Below are 19,503 nucleotides of genomic sequence, written 5' to 3' on the forward strand. Positions count from 1 at the left end.
GTGCCCCCTGCCGCAGGATAGCCCAGACAGGAGCGCGACTCGATCCTGCTTTTCAGGCCAAGGCCGCGTCCGATCCGGCGCCCCCGGCTGGCGCGCCTGGCCCTCGCCCGTTCCGATCATTTCCGCACGGACCCCGTGAATTCCTGGGGAATTCCCAGACCGATTCACGCCTTCTACGATGGCTGGCACTGATCGGCGCGACCACGCGCCCCTCCCCACAAGGAATCCTTCGCAGTGAAAGCCATCCTGATAGAACGCTACGGCGGCCCCGAGGTCCTGCAGCTACGCACGGACCATCCCATGCCCGCCGCCGCCCCCGGCCACGTGGTGGTGCGGGTCGCCTACGCCGGCATCAACTTCATGGACGTGCACACCCGCCAGGGCAAGTACGCGGCCTCCGCCACCTACCCCGTGCGCCTGCCCTGCACCCTCGGCATGGAAGGCGCCGGCGACATCGTCGCGGTCGGCGCCGACGTCACGCACCTGGCGCCGGGCGACCGCGTCGCCTGGTGCATCGCCTGGGGCAGCTATGCCGAGTACGCCAGCGTGCCGGCGGCCAAGGTCGCGAAGATCCCCGACGCCATCCCGTTCGACCTGGCCGCCGCCGCGATCTTCCAGGGCGCCACCGCGCACTACCTGGTCGAAGACATCGCCCGGCTCGGCCCCGGCAGCACCTGCCTGATCCACGCGGCCTCGGGCAGCATCGGCCAGTTGCTGGTGCAGATGGCCGCGCGGCGCGGCGCCACCATCTTCGCCACCGCCAGCAGCGCGCAGAAATGCGCCGTCGCCCTCGCGCACGGCGCGCATCACGCCCTGCCCTACGACGATGGCCGCTTCGCCGACCGCATCCGCGAGGCCACCGGCGGCGCGGGCGTGGACGTGGTGTTCGACGCGGTCGGCAAGACCACCCTGCGCGACAGCTTGCGCGCCTGCCGCACGCGCGGACTCGTCATCAACTACGGCAACGTCTCCGGCTCGGTCACCGACCTGGACCCGATCGAACTGGGCGAGGCCGGCTCGCTGTTCCTGACGCGGCCGCGCCTGGCCGACCACATGCGCGACGGCGCCACGGTGCAGCGCCGCGCCGACGCGGTATTCGGCGCGCTGCTCGAAGGGTCGCTCGATATCGCCATCGAAGGCCGCTACGAGATGGAAGACGTGCAACGGATCCATGCCCGGCTCGAGGCGCGCGAACAGATCGGCAAGTCCGTGATGCGCGTCGGGGCCGCGCATCACACATAACCTTTGGTTATGGTCACACCCGCACCACTCATTTGAACCTGTCGCCCGTCGCGCCCACACTCTCACCGTCCAGCGCCGGGCCGCCCGATGCGGCCTGGCGACCTGGGCATGGGACCGCTGGGCATCCACGCCTGCCGCACCGCAGGACGGGATCACAACAATAGGCCGACACCGCCGGATGCGCAGCGCGTCACGGCCTGGCCACAAATCGATAGGGACGGAGAAGACATGACTTCATTGGCACAGACGGCGGCGGCGCCACGCCCGCCCGCCGGCGGCTCGCTGCACCCGCGCCGGCGCAATGCCGCCATCGCGGTATTCCTGGTGGGCCTGGCGATCGCGCTATACACCCATTTCACCCTGCCCGGCCAGACCAGCCTGTGGGGCCTGACGCCCGTGCTGGTGTTCGCCATCATCGCGCTGCTGGGCGTGGACATCGTGCTGTCCACCATCGCCGCCATCGTGCTCGGCGCCATCATGACCGGCACCACGCCCATCGCCATGGGCAAGCTGCTGGCCGACTCGCTCGGCTCGTTCATCGCGGTGGTCGGCCTGATCATCGTGCTGGGCGCCGGCGTGGGCGAAGTCGCCGCGCGCACCGGCGCCGCGGAACAGATGGTGCGCGCCATCGTGCGCCGCATCGGCCTGTCGAACCAGGTGCGCGTGCGCCTGGGCATCATGGTGACCTCGACCCTGATCTGCGGCGCCCTGGGCACCCTGGCCGGCGGCAACGCCATCATCGCCGCGGTGGTCATCCCGATCGCCGCCGCCGTGCGCCTGTCGCCGCCCACGGTGGCCGCCCTGTTCCAGACCGCGGGCTCCGCCGGACTGGTGCTGGGCCCCTTCACGCCCAACGTGGTCACGGTGACCGGCCTGACCGGACTGAGCTATCCGCAGTACCTGATGGTGGCGGGCATCCCGATGGCCGTGGCGACGCTGCTGGCCGGCTGGTTCATGTCGGGCCGCATCCAGAAAAAGACCGAAGCCAGCCACCAATACGACGAAGCCGGCGCCGGCGCGGCCGCCTTCGACCTCGATGCGGCCCCCTCGCGCAGCGCCGTGCGGGCGGCGTGGGCGTTCTGCCTGACCATCGTTCTCCTGGCGATCGTCGGCGTGCTCGCCAAGGCGGGTTATGCCTTCGCCATCATCGTCATGGTGGCGCTGGCCACCACCACCGGACTGGCCGGCGGCATGGGTCCGCGCGCGATCCTGCAGGCGATGTACGCGGGCGCCGGCAAGCTGATCTGGATCTTCTTCCTGTTCTGGCTGTTCAATCCGGTGCTGGTGCTGGTGGACCAGCTCAACGCCTACCACGCCGTGCTGGAGCTGGCGAAGCCGCACCTGGCCGGCATCAGCGGCGCCATGCTGTGCGTCATCGTGCTGTGGTTCAACGTGATCGGCCACATCCCCGGCGCCGCGGTCGCGCAGATGACCTTCACCGCGAAGATCTTCGGCCCGCTGCTGGCGGCCGCCGGCGTCGGCCCCGCCGCCACCACCGCGGTCATCCTCGGCAGCTCGCAGATCGACTGGTTCGGCCCGTTCCCCACCTCGGACATGTTCGGCCAGATGGGCCTGGCGCGCTCGGGTGAGCTCAAATACATGCTCTACAACGGATGGGCGGTGATCCTGGTGAACCTCTGCCTGTTCTCGTCCCTGTTCTTCTTCCTGGTCTGAGGAGATCGACCATGTTCCCATTGGGATCGCAGCCGCTGGACCACCATGCCTTGCGCCAGCACGTCGACGCGGCGCTGGCGCCCCTGCTGGCGGCCACGCCCGCGCGGGTCTCGCTGAGCCTGCGCGACCTGGATGGCGGCGTCGTGCTGGCGCGCCAGGCCGACCGCGCGCAACCGTCGGCCAGCATCATCAAGATCCCCATCCTGCTGGCGCTGCTCGAAGCCGTGGCCGGCGGCCGCTACACGCTTGGCCAGCCGCTGGTGCTGCCCGCCTGCGCCGACCGCGCCGGCGGCACCGGCATCCTGGCCCAGTTGCCCAGCGTCACCATCCTGTCGCTGGCCGAACTGGCGCGGCTGATGATCGTGCTCAGCGACAACGTCGCCACCAACGCGCTGATCGAGCTGCTGGGGTTCGACGAGATCAACCAATGGAGCCAGCGCGCCGGACTGCCGGCGAGCCGCCTGCAGCGCCGCATGATGGACGCCGCCGCGCGCGAGGCCGGCCGCGACAACTTCACCAGCGCCGACGACGCCACGGCCGCGCTCTGCTGGCTGCTGCGCGACGGCATGCTGCCCGCGCCCCTGCGGACCTTCGCGCTCGACCTGCTGGCCGACCAGCGCGAACGCGCCCACTTCGGCGCCGCGCTGCCCGCGCCGGCCCATCTGGCCAGCAAGGCCGGCCAGTTGCCGGGCCTGCGCCACGATGCCGGCATCCTCACCGTGGCCGACCGCAGCGTGGTGCTGGCGGTGCTAGCCGACGGTTTCACCGATTGGCAGACCGCGCACACGCTCCAGGGCGGCGAAGGCGCCGCGCTGCTGGGCCAGATCGCGCGCGCCGTCGCGCTGGGGCTGCAGGCCCAGGCGCGGGAACACTGACAAGGAAACCCCCATGTCCATCCGAGTCGCAGCCATCCAGCTCGACAGCCGCGGCGACCGCGACGCCAACCTGGCGGCGCTGGAACACGCGATCACGGCCGCGGCCAACGACGGCGCCAGGTTGATCGTCACGCCCGAATACAGCGACGTGCGCGGCGCCCCATCCACGCTGCGGGCCGCCGCCAGCCCGATTCCCGGCGAGGTCACCGCGCGCCTGGCCGCGCTGGCGCAACGCCACGCCTGCTGGATCCACCTGGGTTCGATGCATGAACGGCTGGCGGGCCAGGAGCGGCTCGGCAACACCGGCGTCACCTTCGCCCCGGACGGCAGCATCGCCGCCGCCTACCGCAAGGTCCACCTGTATGACGCGGTGGTCGACGGCACGCCCTACCGCGAATCCGCCGACTTCGCGCCGGGCGCCCATCTGCAGACGGTCGAGGCCGCCGGCCTGACGCTGGGCCTGAGCATCTGCTACGACCTGCGCTTCGCCGAGCTCTACCGCGCGCTGCGCGGACGCGGCGCCAACGTGCTGGTGGTGCCCGCGGCGTTCAACCTGCACACCGGGCGCGACCATTGGGAAACCCTGCTGCGAGCCCGCGCCATCGAAAACCAGTGCTACGTGATCGCCGCCGCGCAGATCGGCGGCGACGGCCCGGGCCTGCCCTGCCTGGGGCGCAGCATGATCATCGACCCCTGGGGCACCGTGCTGGCCTGCATGCCGGACCGCACCGGCCACATCACGGCCGACCTCGACCCGGAACGGGTGGCTACCCTGCGCGCCGGCCTGCCGGCCTGGGAGCATCGCCGCACGGATCTCTATGACGGCAGCGCCATGACGGGCTGACCTTCGCGCCACCGGGACACGCGCCAGCGGGTGCCATGTCGGGAAAACACGGTTGACTGTACTTGTATAGGCAAGTACAAAAGACTCCCTCCGACATTGCACTTTCTGGAACGTGTCCATGAATGCAACGCAGTGCGCTACGCCATCGTTTTCCCGTGCCCTTGCCGGGCCGCGCTCCATCAGGGGCTTCCGACGAAAGCTGAGCGCGGTCTCGCGCAGGCTCGCGGGACCGCTGCTGCTGGCCCTGGCGGCAACCTTGCCCGCGACGCCCACCGCGGCCGCTGCGCCGCCCGAGGCGCAAGCGCGCGTCGCGGACAAGCAAAGCTCCCTGGCGCTGGACGGCGGGTCGCTCACCCCGTCGGACGTGATCGCGGTGGCCCGGCGCGGCCAGGCGGTGGCGCCCACCGACGCCTCCTGGCAGCGCGTGACCCGCTCGCACGACCTGCTGCTGGCATATGGCCGCCTGGGGCAGCCCGTCTACGGGCTGAACCGCGGCGTCGGCCAGAACAAGGACCAGACGATTTTCTCGGGCGACACGCTGTCCGACGAGGCCCGGGCAGCGTCAGCCGCCTTCAATCACCGCATGCTGCTGTCGCACACCGTCGCCTACGGCGAGCCGGCGAAGACCGAAACCGTGCGCGCCGCCATGTTGATCCGGCTGAATACCGCGCTGTTCGGCGGCACCGGCATGAGCCCGCCCCTGGTGCGCCAATACGTCGACTTCCTCAACAAGGGCCTGACGCCCGTCGTGCTCGGGCAGGGGTCGGTCGGCCAGGCCGACATCACCATCCTGCCGCAGATCGGCCTGGCCATGATGGGCGAAGGCATGATCGAGCTGGACGGCAAAGCCATGCCCGCGACCGACGCGATGCGCCGCGTCGGCCTGGCGCCGGTCAAGCCCTACGCCAAGGACTCGCTGTCCCTGCTCAGCTCCAATGCCTACGGCGCCGCGCTGGCCATCCTGGCCGCGGACGAAGCCGGGCGCATGCTCGACCGCGCGGATGAAGTCGCGGCCCTGTCACTCGAGGGCTTGAACGGCAATATCGCGCCCCTGCTGGCCATCACCCAGGCGCAGCGGCCCTATCCGGCCCAGCAACAGGTGGCCCAACGCATCCTGTCCCTGCTCGACGGCAGCGCGTTGTGGCAGGCAGACGAGCAGCGCTCGCTGCAGGACCCGCTGAGCTTTCGCACCGTGAGCCAGGTGCACGGCGCGGCGCGCGAAGCCCTGCGGCAGCTGGATGTCCAGTTGCGGGTGCAGATCAACAGTTCCGACGACAACCCGACCGTGATCCTGGACGCGGCGCCGCCGCCCGGCGTTTCTGCCCAGGAAGCCCGTTACTACGTGACCCAGGGCCCACAGCGCGGCGCCGTGGTGCCCAGCGCCGGGTTCGATCCCACGGCCTGGGTGGTGCCCCTGCAATCGGTCGGGATCGCGCTGTCACAGGTGGCGCAGTCCTCGGCGCAACGCGTGCTGCGCATGGGCGATCCCGCCTTCACCAGGCTGCCGCGCTTCCTGTCGCCCAACGACACCACGCTGGCCTACACCACCATCCAGAAGCCCGTCTCGTTGCTGGCCACCGAGATCCGCGCGCTGTCGCATCCCGTCTCGTCCGATGCGCTGGCGGTCGCCGGCAACATCGAGGACGTGGCCACCAACGGGCCGCTGGCCGCGCAGCGCCTGGGCCAACAGGCCGTGCGCCTGCGCACGTTGCTGGGCATCGAACTGATCCACGCCGCGCAGGCGGTGGACCTGCGCACGCGCGCCGATGGACAGCGCCCGGTGGGCAAGGGAACCGGCGCCGTGCTGGCCGCATTCCGCCAGGAAGTACCGTTTCTTTCACAAGACAGGAGACTGGCCGACGACATTGCGCGCGCCGAACGGTTTCTTGATGAAGAGCGCGCCGTCACACCGTAGGCGCCGCGCCGCAGCCAGATCTGCAACAAGGGGAATGACCATGAACAAGTATGTCGCGCTGTGCCTGAGTAGCACCCTTCTCGCCACTGCCTTGTCCGCGCCCGCCGGCGCGGCCGACGGCAAGTATCCCGCCCGCCCTGTCACCATCGTCGTCCCGTTCGGCGCCGGCGGCATCGCCGACGCGCTGCCGCGCATCGTCGGCCAGGAACTCAACAGCAAATGGGGCGTGCCGGTCATCATCGAGAACAAAGTCGGCGCGTCCGGCAATATCGGCATGGACTATGTCGCGCGCGCCAATCCGGACGGCTACACGCTGGCCCTGGCGCCGGCGGGCAATCTGACGGTCAACCCGTTGCTCTACACCAAGCTGCCCTTCGACACGGCCAGGGACTTCGCGCCGGTGACCATGCTGGCCACCTCGCCCAACGTGCTGGTGGTCAACGCGCGCGTGCCCGCCAAGACCTTCACCGAACTGGTGGCCTACGCCCGCCAGCATCCGGACAAGCTCAATTACTCCTCCCCCGGACCTGGCAGCGGCGCCCACCTAGCGGGTGAATTGCTCAACCAGTCGGCCGGCATCGTCACGCGCCATATCCCGTACAACGCCATGGCCGCGGCGGTCAACGACGTGGTGGCGGGCAACGTCGACATGATGTTCGCCGGCGTATCCACCGTATTGCCGCACATCCAGTCCGGCAAGCTGCGCGCGCTGGCCGTGGCTGGCCCGCAGCGCCTGCCGCAACTGAAGGACGTGCCCACCGTGGCCGAGAGCGGCTACCCGGGCTTTGACGTGACCTCCTGGTACGGCATCGTCGCGCCGGCCAAGGTGCCGCCCGACATCCTCGATCAGTTGCAGGCCGATATCGCCGCCGTGCTGCAGAAGGAATCCGTGCGCCAGAAGTTCGCCGGCCTGGGCGTGGATCCGGCCGGATCCAACCGCGCCGACTTCGGCCAGGCGATCAAGCAGGAAACCGACAAATGGGCGGCCATCGTCAAGCAGGCCGGCATCCAGCCAATTCAATAAACAAGGGAGACAACATGCAATCCATCGACATCACCTATCTGAACGGCCCTGACGTGCGCGCGCTGGGCCTGACCGACGCCGAAATCCTGGCCGCCGTGCAAAGCGCGCTGGACGCCCAGGGACGCGGCCAGACCGTCATCGAGCCGCGCATGCATCTGGTGCCGGAATCCTCCGACAAGGGGCATTTCAACGTGCTGCGCGGCTATATCGCGCCGCTGCATGTGGCCGGCGTGAAGGTCGTCAGCGACTTCGTCGACAACTACAAGGTCGACCTGCCTTCCGAGATGGCCTTGCTAAACCTGTTCGATCCGGTCAACGGCAAGCCGCTGGCGGTGGTGGACGCGACCGCCATTACCGACATGCGCACCGGCGCGGTCACCGCGCTGGGCGCCAAGTACCTGGCCCGCAAGGACAGCAAGGTCCTGGGCCATATCGGCTCGCGCGGCACCTCGTACTGGAATGTGCGCCTGCTCGACAGCCTCTACGACTTCGACGAGATCCGCGTGCATTCGCGCCGCCCCGAAAGCCAGCAGGCCTTCGGCGAACGCCTGTCGCGCGACCTGGGCAAGCCCGTGAAGGTCGTCAACGACTGGGAATCCTGCGTGCGCGGCGCCGACATCGTGGTGGAGGCCTCGCGCCTGCCCCAGCCCACGCCGCTGCTCAAGACCGAATGGATCAAGCCCGGCGCCCTGGTCATGCCCTATGGCACCATGAGCGCGGTGGAACTGAGCCTGACCGACATCATGAGCAAAGTGGTGGTCGATGACTGGGGCCAATGCCGCAAGGGTCTGCCCTACGGCGCATTGCGCGCCCACGTCGACAGCGACCGCATTACCGAGGAAAACCTGCACGCCGAACTGGGCCAGATCGTCGCCGGCCTGAAGCCGGGCCGCGAGCGCGATGACGAGACCATCCTGTTCTGGCACCGCGGCCTGTCCACCACCGACATCGCGCTCGGCCACGCCATGCTGGAGAAAGCCCGCAAGATGGGCCTCGGCCAGACCCTCAAGTTCGCGTAGGAAGCCGGCCATGGAATTCATGACTTCGACGCGCATGTACGACGTCGCGCCCGCGGCGCGGGCCGCCTGGCATGCGCTGCTGCGGGCCGCGCATGATCGCGCCGGGCTGCGCGTGCGATTCGTCGAACATGGCTGGCCGGCGCCGATCGGCGAGCTTTGGGAACGGCCCGGCCTGTGCGGCGTCTTCATGTGCGGCTGGCCCTACGTGAGGGCGCTGAAGGCCGGCAGGGCATTCGGCGCCATGGCCGCGGTAGTGCCCGACTGGCCGGCCTACGAGGGCCTGCCACGCTATCGCAGCGAATTCCTGGTTCGCGCCGACTGCACGTGGTCGTCGCTGGCCGACGCGGCCGGCAGCCGCTATGGCTGGATGGTGCAGGACTCGCAATCCGGCTGGAACGCGCCGCGCGCGGCGCTCGCCAAGGTTGCCCCGCCCGGCGGCGCCCTGTTCGCGGCCTCCAAGGGGCCTTACGGCAACCCGCGCGGCCTGCTGCGCGCCCTGGCCGACGGCGAGATCGACCTGACCGCCGCGGACGCCTGGTATCTGGATCTGCTGCGCGAGCATGATCCGGCCGCGCTGGCCGGGCTGCGCACGCTGGCGTACACGCCCTGGACCCCGAACCCCTTGCTGGTGGCGGGCCCCGACGTGGATCCGGCCGCCGCGCAGGCCCTCTCGGACGCACTACTGGCCATGCATGAGGATCCGGCGCACAAGCCGCTGCTGCGCGCCGCCCACGTGGCGCGTTTCACCCGGCCCGACCCGGCCGCGTACACGGTGCTGGACGGCATGGCACAGGCGGCCGAGACGGCCGGCTACGCGGTGATCCGCTGACCCGGCGGCGTGTACAGGCCGGCGACGTATTGGCTGGCAACGTATTCGCCGGCCATGCCGACCGCACGCCCCTGCCGCGCACGATCCCGCGCCGCTTCCCCCGATTACGGGCCCCAGACGCAAAAAAGCCGGCGCCGCTTTCGCGGATCCGGCTATTGCTGATGGTGTCGGGAACACCACCAAGAATTCGACCACAGATAAGTGGTCGGGGCGAGAGGATTCGAACCTCCGACTCCTGCGTCCCGAACGCAGTGGTCTTCGAGGCCCGAACAAGATCGCCGAACTTTTGAATCGATACGTCTTCGGCTCCGCCCTGGCCCGATTCCAGGACGAAGTCCCGCAAGCGCTCTAAGCGCTTACGGTCAAACGGTCCCGCAAATATGCGAAAAAGTCGATTCATGTCAATATGTTATCATCATTTGCCAGATATTTGCGAATGTCGGTCGTACGTGACCCCCTCCCTTAACGCTTCCTGGGCGTAACGGCCGGCCACTGACATGGACCATACTCTCGCAACAGCTCCATACCCCTCCGCCCTCCCAGCGTCCGCCCGTCCGCCGATCGATGGCGTGAGTGAAACTGGACACACCGATGACGACAGTGGCGTCGACGAGAATCCGACATACGAGACCGTGATGCAGGCCTACCAGGCCTCGGGCAAGGACACGGAGAGATTCAGGTATAGCCGGCTGCAGCTTGACCGCTTCTTCAAGGGCCGCGCACTTCGCAGTCTGCGCCGTGCGACCGTCCAACGCTACATCACGCTCCGCCAAGCCGCTGGGGTAAGCCCGGCGACCATCAACCGCGAGCTGGATGACCTCAGCGCCGCGATCAACTGGTACAACTTCCTACACGAGCTCAACCTGCCCAACGCTCTGGTGGGCATGTCTCTGCCAGTTCCAGAAGGTAGGACACGCTGGATAACGAGGGGTGAAGCCCAGCGAATGATCTCGGTAGCCGAGGCCATGGCAGTGCGACCACACCTTCCGTCGTTTATCCAGTTGGCATTGCACACCGGGTGCCGCCGAAACGAATTGCTTAAACTCCGCCTGCAACGCGTTAGGACCGAGGAAGGTCTCATAACGCTTGAAAGCGAGGATACCAAGACCAAAAAGCATCGGATCATCCCGTTGAACGCGCCGGCGCTTGAGGCTCTCAATAAAATGGCCGCGTGGCGCGCGGAGCACTGCCCCACGTCGCCTTGGGTCTTCCCCTCTCCGCGGGACCACACGAAGCCCCTGAGCACCATTCAGAAGGGCTTCCGATCCCTCTGCACCAAAGCCAACATCGACGACTTCAGGATCCACGACCTTCGGCACACTTGCGCCTCTTGGTTGGTTATGGCTGGCGTGCCGCTGCTGGTCGTTCGAGACCTCCTTGGCCACTCCTCGATCGAGATGACCGAGCGATATGCACACCTGGCACCGAACCAGGTCTACGATGCCATGCGTCGACTTGAAGAGGCCTGGCATCGGAGCAGCGGGCCCATCGTCAATGCGTAACGCCGCCGCGAAGCTCTTCATTCTCGGGACTTGGCGCCAGCCCCACATGAATCGAAAACGGCAACGGACGGCCAGTGGCTGCAAGCGTGAGCAGTAGGTCAATCTGCTGCGCATCCTGGTCGTCCAGCACTTCCATCAGTTGCACGCAGCGCTGCACAATGTGCATTCGGCGCTGGAGCTTGCGATGCATCGCGTTCGCGACTTGGATGGTCCGCCGTGCTTCATCGGCATCGGCCGATAGAATCCTATCCAACTGCTCCCATTCGTGCTTGCGTAGAGGAATACGATCGGGCCGCTTTCGAACAGCGCCGATAGTTTTGCTTTGATCGAATGCTTCCTCAGGCGTCAGCGAGCTGCCCACAGCAAGCAGGCCCATCGCGATCGCGAATAGCCCCGATCGGTGCTGATTCCCCAACGCCATGGTCCGGCCGGGCCGACCGCTCTCTCTCTTCTCGCGAATGCGAAGGTCCACGAAACGCCCACCTGGCTGGCCCTCCAAGCACAAAAACACCTGACCCACGGCAACGCGCATAATCTCTTTCATTCGTTCATCCTGACCGCCACGAGGCGTGCATTTTTTGTCTTACAAATATTTCTTGAAGTACTTGGCCATGACCCACACGAGACCCGCTCCTCCGACAGCTACGGGAAAGAAGAACATGGCCAGAGACATTGGCGCGGGCACGATTAGCCATACGACAGCCACCATTGGAACGATGCCGCGATTGAGCAGACGCTTGGCGCGCGTATGACGCGTTGCTGATTCATGGCCACCGCATTCGCGCCGGACGTAGCGTGCAACAAGGCCATCAATTAGCGCGACAGCAAGAAGCAGAGCGAGGGCTGGCAACGCACTAAAGAGCAGCATGAGTCGCACGCCCAACAACTCCACGGCATGCATAGTCACCAATATGAGTTCTCGCCCCTGCCCACGCGTAGATCTTTGCAGAGCCCCTCCCAACAGGCTTGGAGCCGCAGGGTTCGCCTCACTGGACAAGGCGGTGGCCACACCCGGCCAACCGAACACAAGCGCACGCGAGACCCCGGCCACGTCGTTCGCAACCTGCTTATTTGGTGCTTGATCAAGGTAGTACTCGACCAGATCGCCCATGTACCTTGACGGCGCCTGCTCGCTCTGCAGACCTACCGCAACCGCAAGGGATGCCACGACTGAGAGGAACATGACGATGACAAGCCACACCGCAAGGTGAAGGGCAGCATGAATCGGCCAAAAGAATGCACGTACGGCATCCTCTCCCGCGGGTCTTTCTTTAGAAGCCACTTCCTGTCCCCTCCACGGTCACACTCGATACGGCGGCGCCTTCAGGACCGTGCGAGGATCTGCCCTCAAAATCCTGTATGCCTGCGACTCGGCCAGCGTCTGCGGCGTCCGTATACGCCTGGTAGGTCGACCGCATGCTCTTCACTACGTCCACCAAACCGGCCGGCATGAGCGGATCTGCATCTTTGCTCGCCAATGGCAAGCGCAGCTTCACCAACTGCCCCCCTTCGATAAGGGCAAAGGCTTGGCCTTTCGGCAACTGCACCAGGTCCGACGGATCGACCAACGCGACTTCCCGCGGCGAGTACTTGTCCTGCGTTCGCGAAGTGAAATCGGTTACGCCATCATCTGTTCCGTCGCCGGTCGCCGAGTCCAACTGACGCGTGTAAACCTGCACCTTAGGCAATTGATCTGTGAGAATTTCGGCCGTGGCCAGATTTTTCACCCGCATCATCACCAGAGTGTTGAAGTTTCCAAAAATTTGGTCAGCCTTGGCTTTTGAGCCTATCCTGGATTCGACGTCCGACCCCGTCTGCGTGTATGCCGTCACCTGGTAGCCGGCGCCGCCAGCCTTGTTCACCATGGGGATAAACTCGTCGCCGACAAGCTCATTGAACTCGTCCGCGTGGATGCACACGTTTCGCTTCTTTCCTGGTGCAGTCTGTCCGTAACCTGATCCAAACTTGTAGAGGCGCCCAGCCGTCGACGTAAGATCAGCGAACATCGAGTTCCCGACAGCGCCAGCGACCTCGAAGTCACTCAGCGCGTCCAAGCCGACATATACGATGCCCCCCGTGTCGATCACCTTTTGCCAATCGAACACCGTGCGCGGATCCGTAGGATCCGAATAGTCTGGAGATAGCAGCTTCGACACTGGGCCAGTCGTCAGCTTTTCCAGCAGCGGATACAGCGAAGACACGAGTTTCTCGAAGTACGACCGATCATTCGTCAAGACGCTTGCTAGGCCGTCCGCAATTTGATCGTGCCAGCCCTTGTCTCGAATTAGCTTGAGGATCTGCAACGGATACATCGCCCGACCAGTCTTCTGCGCCTGCGCCTGGAGCTGCTTGTCGGGCTCCGACATCTCATCACGCCAGCCGATATGTTCACGGTCAAGCCAGTACTCGAAGTACTTTAGGCAGAGGTCATCGATGTTGACTGCATTCTGGTAGATCACTTCATAGCTAGGCTTCATTCCAAGGGCCACCATGGCACGCGCCATGACGTTGATGTAGCGCCACACGAACTCCCTGAATGCTGCCGCCTGCCCTTCTGAGGGCAACTGTCCGGCAAGCCGGGTTGCCACTTCGGTAATACGGGAGAAGGTCGCAATGGGTGAGTACCTCGACGACGCGTCCGGATACCCCAGGTGGAAGAAGCGGAAGTCCTTCTCTCGCCCGGCACGACATGCCTCCGCGTACATTCGAAGGAGCAGTTCGACGTCACCCTTTGGATCAAAGACGACGACGACGTCGCCGCGTCGGATGTCCTGCGTCACCAGGAGCTCGCATAACCTGGTCTTTCCCACGCGCGTTGTTCCCAGCACCAGCGTATGCCCAACTCGCTCGCCAAGGTTTGACCACATATCCCGTTCATCTGGCTCAACGCCATGAATGGCTGGGTCTCCCCCGACGGGAGGTAGTGGTTTAGCCGGGTTCCACCAAACGTCTCGTCTGAGCTGATTTGCGAGCCATCCGGGGTGCTCGCGCTCCATCCGGCGGGCCCATTGATACAGCTCATTTCTCGCAGTCAGATGTTTGTACTGAGGCAGGCGCGCGATGTATAGGCGCTGCGTATGCTCTTGCGTCCAATAGAAGCCCTTCCCCAGGAACAGCTCTGTAGACGAGCATGGGATCTCGTCCGCCGCGAGCGAGTATGTCGGCAGACGACGCAGGTTGCGCTGGAAGCGAACAAGACGCCTTGCCTGTCGAGCCCTAATAGCCGCGAGCGATAGGAGCCCCGCGCTCAACATCCCTCCTGTTGCAGGAGTGACCAGGAATAGGCCTTGGAAAGTCCAGAGAGCGCCGACAGACGCAAGCGCGGCGATTGAGGAGACAGCTTCATATGGTCGCCGGAACAGATTTTCGTATGGGTGTGCCATTCTCAGGAGCTCGCGCCGGCAGGAGCCGGCTTCAACAATTGATTGGGCGATGGGACAGGTTGAAAGAACCGTTCGGGCCCTGGTACCAAGATGCCGGTTAACTGCTTTCCCCCGGGTCCGCTTACGTTGTAGCGATGCAGAAACGAGCCGGTGGCGCTCTTCTGCGCGTACTCGGATTTCTGAAATTGCTGTTGCAGGACACGCCACGGTTCCTTGGCAGTTCCGCCATCCGAACGCGCTGGCAAGTCAATCCTGGCCTCGAAATTTTCCGCGTAGTCCTTGAAGATCTTTGGGGAGACCAGCAACATGCCTTCCTCGCAGAAATGCACTGCTGCATTCGCCTCGTTGTAAGGCAGAGACCCCGTGCTTACCCCTGCCTGAATCCAAGCCATGAATCGCTCAACGTTTGCTTTACGGGCGGGCATAGCCGGCAGTGCCGCAGGAGCTGGCGCAGCCCTAACGCGCGGAGCCACTGGCGCACTCATCAGTTCGGGTGCTTCAATGTCAACGGGTTGCACCAGGTCTGGAAGAGCACTGTCGATCTCGTCCAGGTAGCCATCGTCCACCTCAAGTGGGACGTCAGCAGCCGAAAGCTGAACATCCTGCACCAACTCAACCGCGATTGGTTCACTCGCGGAAACTGCGAGATGCTCCTCTTGACAGGGGTCTGCACCAGGCGCCATCGAAGTTGCCAGCACTTCGTCACTCCGGGAGCCCTCCTCCGATTGTTGCGCGGCCGGTGGGATCTGTCCGTCCGGCGCTGCATCTGGCTCACGCATAGGGGCGCTCTCCGCGGTCGCCTTCGGCCCTGTACTGCTTACGTTCGCCTTTGCATCAACCACGGTAATTGCACCAGCCGGCAAGGCTGCTGGATACAAAGCCGCATCTTCGAACAACAACGGCAGGGGGAATTTAAGAACTGTGAGGCGTTGGTTCCAAGTACCGATGGCGATCTGTACGGTCCAAATAGCTGCACCAGCCTCGTTGGACATCGCTGCGCCATATTCCTGCCACATATCGAACAGCCGCGAGTTGTCGTCTGGAATGCCGGCCGCACCTGGCCGTCGCTGCTCGGTTTGCGCCAGGTGATCTCGGACGAGCTTCGCAATGGATCCGGAAACGCACCAGAGCGATTCGCCATCACAGAAGCCCACTGCGCCAGCCCGATTCATGGAGACCGCACCTTCGGCCAGTACACGCCGAAGTCCCGCCATAAGGCGCTCGATCAACGGAACCGATCGAGCAGACGCAAAACGCGTTCGTGGGCCATTCGCTAGATTGGTCGCCACGGACTGCTTGTCCGCTCTGCCCACGAGCTCCGCTATCACCCCTTTACGCTGCTCCCCTCCGAGGTACTCGAAGAGCTCATCCATGAGCGGAGGATGCTCCCCGATCCACGCTAACGCCTGGCCGGGGACCAGTGTCCGCAACAGAGGCAGGCCGAGCCGCTCGTGTTTGCGATAGTCTTTCTGCGATGGAAAGTCCACCGTGTACCATTCGCCTCCCTGCTCTCGCATCGTTCCCCCCAGCGGCACCCAAGGCTTGGAGTGTCCTGATGCGTCTTGAAGCTGGACCAACACGTCGGTTATCGGCTTTCCAATATCGTGCAGCAGGCTCGCGACGAGCACGGCATATGTGTATCGAGCCGCGAGGCGCGTCTGCTCCTCGGGCGCCACGCCCATGGGCAGTTTGTATGCATCGCGGAAATGCAGTGCATGCGCTGCGACCTCAAGTAAATGCACCAGCAGACCGCCAGGTTGCGCGTGGTGATGCGATTCGGACGCGGGGAGCAATTGGACAAACTCCGCAAAGGCTTCCAACAAGGGGCGCACGTCCTCGTCGAAGTTCTCCGGCGTGAATCCAATTCGCTGGCGGATCTGCTCCAGTAGAGGCGCCGTACCGGTTACGTCAAACAGTCGATGCGCGGGAAGCACCTCCAAGTGCCGCGCGCTGGGAGCTGCCCGCGGCGTTGGCTTGCGGTCAGGAGGCCCGACGTCTGCGGCTGACGGCCGAGGATTTTTCAGCCACCATAGTGCGCAGGCTGCCGCCCCAGCGCAGGCGAGCAACACAATGTCAGACTGGAAGATCAACACGGTCTGCGTTCTCAAGCTGGACCAAGGCAGCGGCCAGATAGCCCCTTACATAGCTGCGCCACGTATCCGCTCCGACATCCGTGGCGTATACGACAACAAGCTTGCCGCAAGCAGCCTGGAAATCGGTGAAGCGCTCGGCGAGCGGGTCCCACTGGCTGGTTGAATCGATGGTTGCCGCTCGCCAGCCCGTACAAGGCAGATCTACCAGCCACTCGACAAACGAGATAGGGCTGCTAAACGGTTCGCTGCGGCCCTTCAATTCCTGGCAAGCAATGTCGTAGAGTTCGACACCGCCTTCCCCGCCGGTTGCCGTCTGCCAGCCGTCAAAACGGCCAAGCCAGATCAAGGCGACGGCACGTTGCGGCCCACTGCACACTCGACTGAGCTCCCGGTGCATTTCCGCTTTAGCCTTATCTGGCGGCGGCATTGCCCCGGGCGGCCAAGTCGGGCGAGAGGAGGAATGCCGGAGGTAGTTCATGGGCGTGGGCAGCAGAGAAAATGCGACAAGCCTCGCCGCCACCACGCCCCAGGGTCAATGCGGAAACCTGCTCCGCCAGAAACGTAACAGCGTGCGACATATTGACAAATGCCGATCGGCTCGTCTGACCTCAAGCGACGAGGCACCACACCCGCGCCTTTCGGTTCCTCCTTTCGCCCTTTCCCTTCCCTTAGCCCTTTGCAGGGCCCTTACCCCTTAAGCATTTGCGCCTTTTGAGGGCACAGATTTGAGTGCCCGGCCTTTGGGTAGGCCCCTTCCCCTTGGAGGCATTTAGTTTCGTTTCTCACAACTCACGATACATTTGCGCGAATAATTATTGAAACCAGCTATGTCTGCCTTCACAGTCGGGACCTCTTGAGGGTCGTCTTCAGGCCAATAGCGGCGCGCGCATATCACGTACTGAGGCCAACAACAAGCGCCGACACGCCGTAACGTTTGGATTCTCTTTAATTCACCAAGTGCCAAATTTCGCATGTGAGGCGAAAGTTCAGCCGTCGGCATCCCTCGTTGCCGATCCGCTGGCTTACCCGCTGGGCTCGCAGCCCGGCGGGGCTTTTTCCTCCAAGGTGCGACGTGCAGTTCCAAACCCGGTATCGATTCGCCGCCGCGATAGCGCTGTGGGCAATGCTCCCGTCGCACGCGCATGCCGACTGCATCGCCGCCGCAGCGGCCTATCACCGAATTGACGTTCAACTGCTGCAAGCAATAGTCATGCAGGAATCCTCCGGCCGAGCGGAGGCAGTGAACTGCGCCAATGCAAACGCATCCTGCGACTACGGCCTAGCTCAGATCAACAGCGTCCATCTGGAACGCCTGCAACGCTTCGGCGTATCGAAGCAAGACCTCTTCAATCCATGCGTCTCAGCCTATGTCGGAGCTTGGATTCTCGCTGAGAACTTCGATCGCCTTGGCGTCACCTGGGACGCCGTGGGCGCCTACAACGCCTCAACGCCCGCCAAGCGCGCCGCATATGCAAACAAAATCCAGGCGAAGCTCAACGCAATTCGTGCCGGCACTCTTATCCCGGTTCGCGTCCCCTTTTCACCGCGAACACCGGCCGACCAGCCGGCGGGCAGGTCTCCTGTCGCCGGAGCGGGCACAGCCCTCGCAATTGAGACAGCGGACCCTTCGCTGATCGCGGCAGGCCAGGCCTCCTCGCAGCGTTCGCAGGAGCAGCATTGATGGATGCGTCGACCACTTACGCGGAAGACATCCTGAGGCAACACCTCAGCGTGATTGAACCGTACCTCACCTCCAACGAAGTGAATGAGGTGATGGTGAACGCCGCTGACGACATATGGGTGGAAGAGCGCGGTGTCATGCGCAAGGTAGATGCGGGCCTTAGCGAGGAGCAAGTCGACCGCGCAATTACGTTGATCGCGAGCAAGAACGGCAAGCCAAACTCCCCACTCCTAGACGCGCGCCTGCCCGGCCTTCGAATCGCTGCCGCGCGCAAGCCCATCGCTCTGCGGGGCTCGATGCTCTGCGTTCGTCGTTTCGCCGCGAAGCGCATCTCTCTGGACAGCTACGTCGAAAGCGGTGCGTTCGACGTTGTCACGCAAGACCCACTCGAAACCGCCGCTGCCGACCAAGAACAAGCGTCCTTAAAAAGCGCCCTGCGTCATGGCGGCGCCGCGCTACGAGATTTTTTCCAGTGGATCATCGAGCGGCGTCACAACATCGTCCTCAGCGGCTCTACCTCCGCCGGAAAGACAACACTTCTCAACGCTCTTTTGGACCTTGTTCCGAGCACAGACCGCGTCATCACGGTCGAGGACACGGCCGAGCTGCGCCTGGCCGTACCCAACCATGTTGGCCTTGAAGCCAACCAAGCGCTCGGGATCAGCGTGCGTGACCTGGTCAGGCTCAGCCTTCGATGCAGGCCGGACCGGATTGTGCTTGGCGAGGTCCGCGGCGCAGAAGCTTTCGATCTCCTGGACGCTCTGAATACGGGCCACCCAGGTAGCCAGGTATCCCTGCACGCCGACTCCAGTGCTATGGCCCTGGCCCGCTTGGAGTCGATGCTGAGAATGGCACCAGAAACCCAAAACTGGCCTCTGCAGGACCTTCGCAGACAGATCGCAGCCACGTTCAGATTCGTCGTTCATGCCCAGCGCGTCGGGTCATCCAGAGGCCCCCGCGAGATCAGGGAAATCTTGGGCGTCGACTCAAATGGGTTGTACCAAACCCGCTTGTTGTTTTCCAAAATCCAACTCCAGGACCAACACTATGATTAGTCATCAATTGCACCAACTCCAGCAATGGATCCGTGGTCGTAGCCTCGCTACACGTACGGATAGGCTGCTCCTCGTAGCCTACGCGACGCTCGCGCTCCTCGCTCCAACCCCGGCTTTCGCACAGAGCATTTTTGGGGGCCGGCTTTGCTCCGGCTTCCAGGCGGTGGTTAACAACGAGCTGATCTCCGTTGTAGTGCTCGTCGCCTGCGTCGGCGCGATCTTGATGTGGTTGCTCGATGATGGCCAATCGAAGGTGAAAGTTTTCGCTCTCCGCCTGGCTGGCGGCATCGCATCCATCTTCGGTATCGCCACGGTGGTCGCGCTCGTGTCCGGGCGAAACCTGATGTGCTCTATCGGCGTCTGACGC

17 protein-coding genes and 1 tRNA gene are annotated in these 19,503 nt (G+C 64.5%); 12 read left to right on the forward strand and 6 right to left on the reverse strand.

The genetic code is table 11. The features are described 5' to 3' along the window. Positions 1 to 234 precede the first annotated feature (234 nt). The 8 genes from AOZ53_RS17710 to AOZ53_RS17745 all read left to right on the forward strand — a co-directional run bounded on the left by AOZ53_RS17710 (position 235) and on the right by AOZ53_RS17745 (position 9,422). The gene (locus AOZ53_RS17710) at positions 235 to 1,242 is read left to right on the forward strand and encodes a quinone oxidoreductase family protein (RefSeq protein ID WP_054488770.1); all 1,008 of its coding nucleotides are present in this window, start codon (positions 235 to 237) and stop codon (positions 1,240 to 1,242) included. A gap of 228 nt (positions 1,243 to 1,470) precedes the next feature. Then, positions 1,471 to 2,916 (forward strand): gluconate:proton symporter, encoded by a 1,446-nt coding sequence (locus tag AOZ53_RS17715; RefSeq protein ID WP_054488772.1) that lies wholly within the window; start codon positions 1,471 to 1,473, stop codon positions 2,914 to 2,916. 11 nt (positions 2,917 to 2,927) lie between these two features. Next, entirely contained in the window at positions 2,928 to 3,791 is an 864-nt protein-coding gene (locus tag AOZ53_RS17720) for a serine hydrolase (RefSeq protein ID WP_054429344.1), read from the forward strand. 13 nt (positions 3,792 to 3,804) lie between these two features. Next, positions 3,805 to 4,635: a carbon-nitrogen hydrolase family protein gene (locus AOZ53_RS17725; RefSeq protein ID WP_082385673.1), complete on the forward strand. Its 831-nt coding sequence runs from the start codon at positions 3,805 to 3,807 to the stop codon at positions 4,633 to 4,635. A gap of 256 nt (positions 4,636 to 4,891) precedes the next feature. Then, positions 4,892 to 6,550, forward strand: coding sequence for an HAL/PAL/TAL family ammonia-lyase (gene hutH, locus AOZ53_RS17730; protein WP_054429343.1), 1,659 nt, complete (start codon positions 4,892 to 4,894; stop codon positions 6,548 to 6,550). Positions 6,551 to 6,590: 40 nt separating this feature from the next. Next, complete coding sequence (locus AOZ53_RS17735) at positions 6,591 to 7,574, forward strand: Bug family tripartite tricarboxylate transporter substrate binding protein (protein WP_054429684.1); 984 nt, start codon at positions 6,591 to 6,593, stop codon at positions 7,572 to 7,574. A 14-nt stretch (positions 7,575 to 7,588) separates the two neighbouring features. Next, complete coding sequence (locus AOZ53_RS17740; protein WP_054488774.1) at positions 7,589 to 8,593, forward strand: ornithine cyclodeaminase family protein; 1,005 nt, start codon at positions 7,589 to 7,591, stop codon at positions 8,591 to 8,593. Between the two features lie 10 nt (positions 8,594 to 8,603). Next, positions 8,604 to 9,422: a phosphate/phosphite/phosphonate ABC transporter substrate-binding protein gene (locus tag AOZ53_RS17745; RefSeq protein WP_054429341.1), complete on the forward strand. Its 819-nt coding sequence runs from the start codon at positions 8,604 to 8,606 to the stop codon at positions 9,420 to 9,422. Between the two features lie 202 nt (positions 9,423 to 9,624). On the opposite strand, the gene AOZ53_RS17750 is transcribed toward AOZ53_RS17745, so the two are convergent. Next, positions 9,625 to 9,738 (reverse strand) — tRNA-Pro (locus tag AOZ53_RS17750). Positions 9,739 to 9,919: 181 nt separating this feature from the next. Between AOZ53_RS17750 and AOZ53_RS17755 the strand changes: the two genes are divergently transcribed. Next, the gene (locus tag AOZ53_RS17755; RefSeq protein ID WP_081247811.1) at positions 9,920 to 10,924 is read left to right on the forward strand and encodes a tyrosine-type recombinase/integrase; all 1,005 of its coding nucleotides are present in this window, start codon (positions 9,920 to 9,922) and stop codon (positions 10,922 to 10,924) included. Here AOZ53_RS17755 and AOZ53_RS17760 read toward each other — a convergent pair. The 5 genes from AOZ53_RS17760 to AOZ53_RS17775 are packed head-to-tail and all read right to left on the reverse strand — an operon-like array spanning position 10,914 to position 16,797. After that, positions 10,914 to 11,468 (reverse strand): hypothetical protein, encoded by a 555-nt coding sequence (locus tag AOZ53_RS17760; RefSeq protein WP_006227465.1) that lies wholly within the window; start codon positions 11,466 to 11,468, stop codon positions 10,914 to 10,916. The genes AOZ53_RS17755 and AOZ53_RS17760 overlap by 11 nt on opposite strands. A 39-nt stretch (positions 11,469 to 11,507) precedes the next feature. Further along, positions 11,508 to 12,206 (reverse strand): IncC plasmid conjugative DNA transfer DtrJ family protein, encoded by a 699-nt coding sequence (locus tag AOZ53_RS17765; protein ID WP_006227466.1) that lies wholly within the window; start codon positions 12,204 to 12,206, stop codon positions 11,508 to 11,510. Beyond that, positions 12,196 to 14,307 (reverse strand): type IV conjugative transfer system coupling protein TraD, encoded by a 2,112-nt coding sequence (gene traD, locus AOZ53_RS17770; protein ID WP_054485458.1) that lies wholly within the window; start codon positions 14,305 to 14,307, stop codon positions 12,196 to 12,198. The genes AOZ53_RS17765 and traD overlap by 11 nt, the downstream gene beginning before the upstream one ends. 2 nt (positions 14,308 to 14,309) lie before the next feature. After that, positions 14,310 to 16,400 carry a MobH family relaxase gene (gene mobH / locus AOZ53_RS33470; RefSeq protein ID WP_052017799.1) on the reverse strand — a complete coding sequence of 697 codons (2,091 nt, stop codon included), beginning with the start codon at positions 16,398 to 16,400 and terminating at the stop codon, positions 14,310 to 14,312. After that, entirely contained in the window at positions 16,381 to 16,797 is a 417-nt protein-coding gene (locus AOZ53_RS17775) for a hypothetical protein (RefSeq protein WP_006222318.1), read from the reverse strand. The genes mobH and AOZ53_RS17775 overlap by 20 nt, the downstream gene beginning before the upstream one ends. A gap of 675 nt (positions 16,798 to 17,472) precedes the next feature. Between AOZ53_RS17775 and AOZ53_RS33475 the strand changes: the two genes are divergently transcribed. Genes AOZ53_RS33475 through AOZ53_RS17785 form a run of 3 tightly spaced genes read left to right on the forward strand, consistent with a single transcriptional unit; the run spans position 17,473 to position 19,500 of the window. Further along, positions 17,473 to 18,081, forward strand: a complete 609-nt coding sequence (locus tag AOZ53_RS33475; RefSeq protein WP_006222319.1) for a lytic transglycosylase domain-containing protein — start codon at positions 17,473 to 17,475, stop codon at positions 18,079 to 18,081. Continuing rightward, complete coding sequence (locus AOZ53_RS17780) at positions 18,081 to 19,136, forward strand: CpaF family protein (protein WP_006222320.1); 1,056 nt, start codon at positions 18,081 to 18,083, stop codon at positions 19,134 to 19,136. Before AOZ53_RS33475 ends, AOZ53_RS17780 begins: the two co-directional genes overlap by 1 nt. After that, on the forward strand, positions 19,129 to 19,500 hold the full coding sequence (locus AOZ53_RS17785) for a hypothetical protein (protein ID WP_006222321.1): 372 nt from the start codon (positions 19,129 to 19,131) through the stop codon (positions 19,498 to 19,500). Before AOZ53_RS17780 ends, AOZ53_RS17785 begins: the two co-directional genes overlap by 8 nt. Positions 19,501 to 19,503 lie beyond the last annotated feature (3 nt).

The organism is Achromobacter sp. 2789STDY5608621, assembly GCF_001299375.1.
GTDB classification, from domain to species: Bacteria; Pseudomonadota; Gammaproteobacteria; order Burkholderiales; family Burkholderiaceae_B; genus Achromobacter; species Achromobacter insuavis.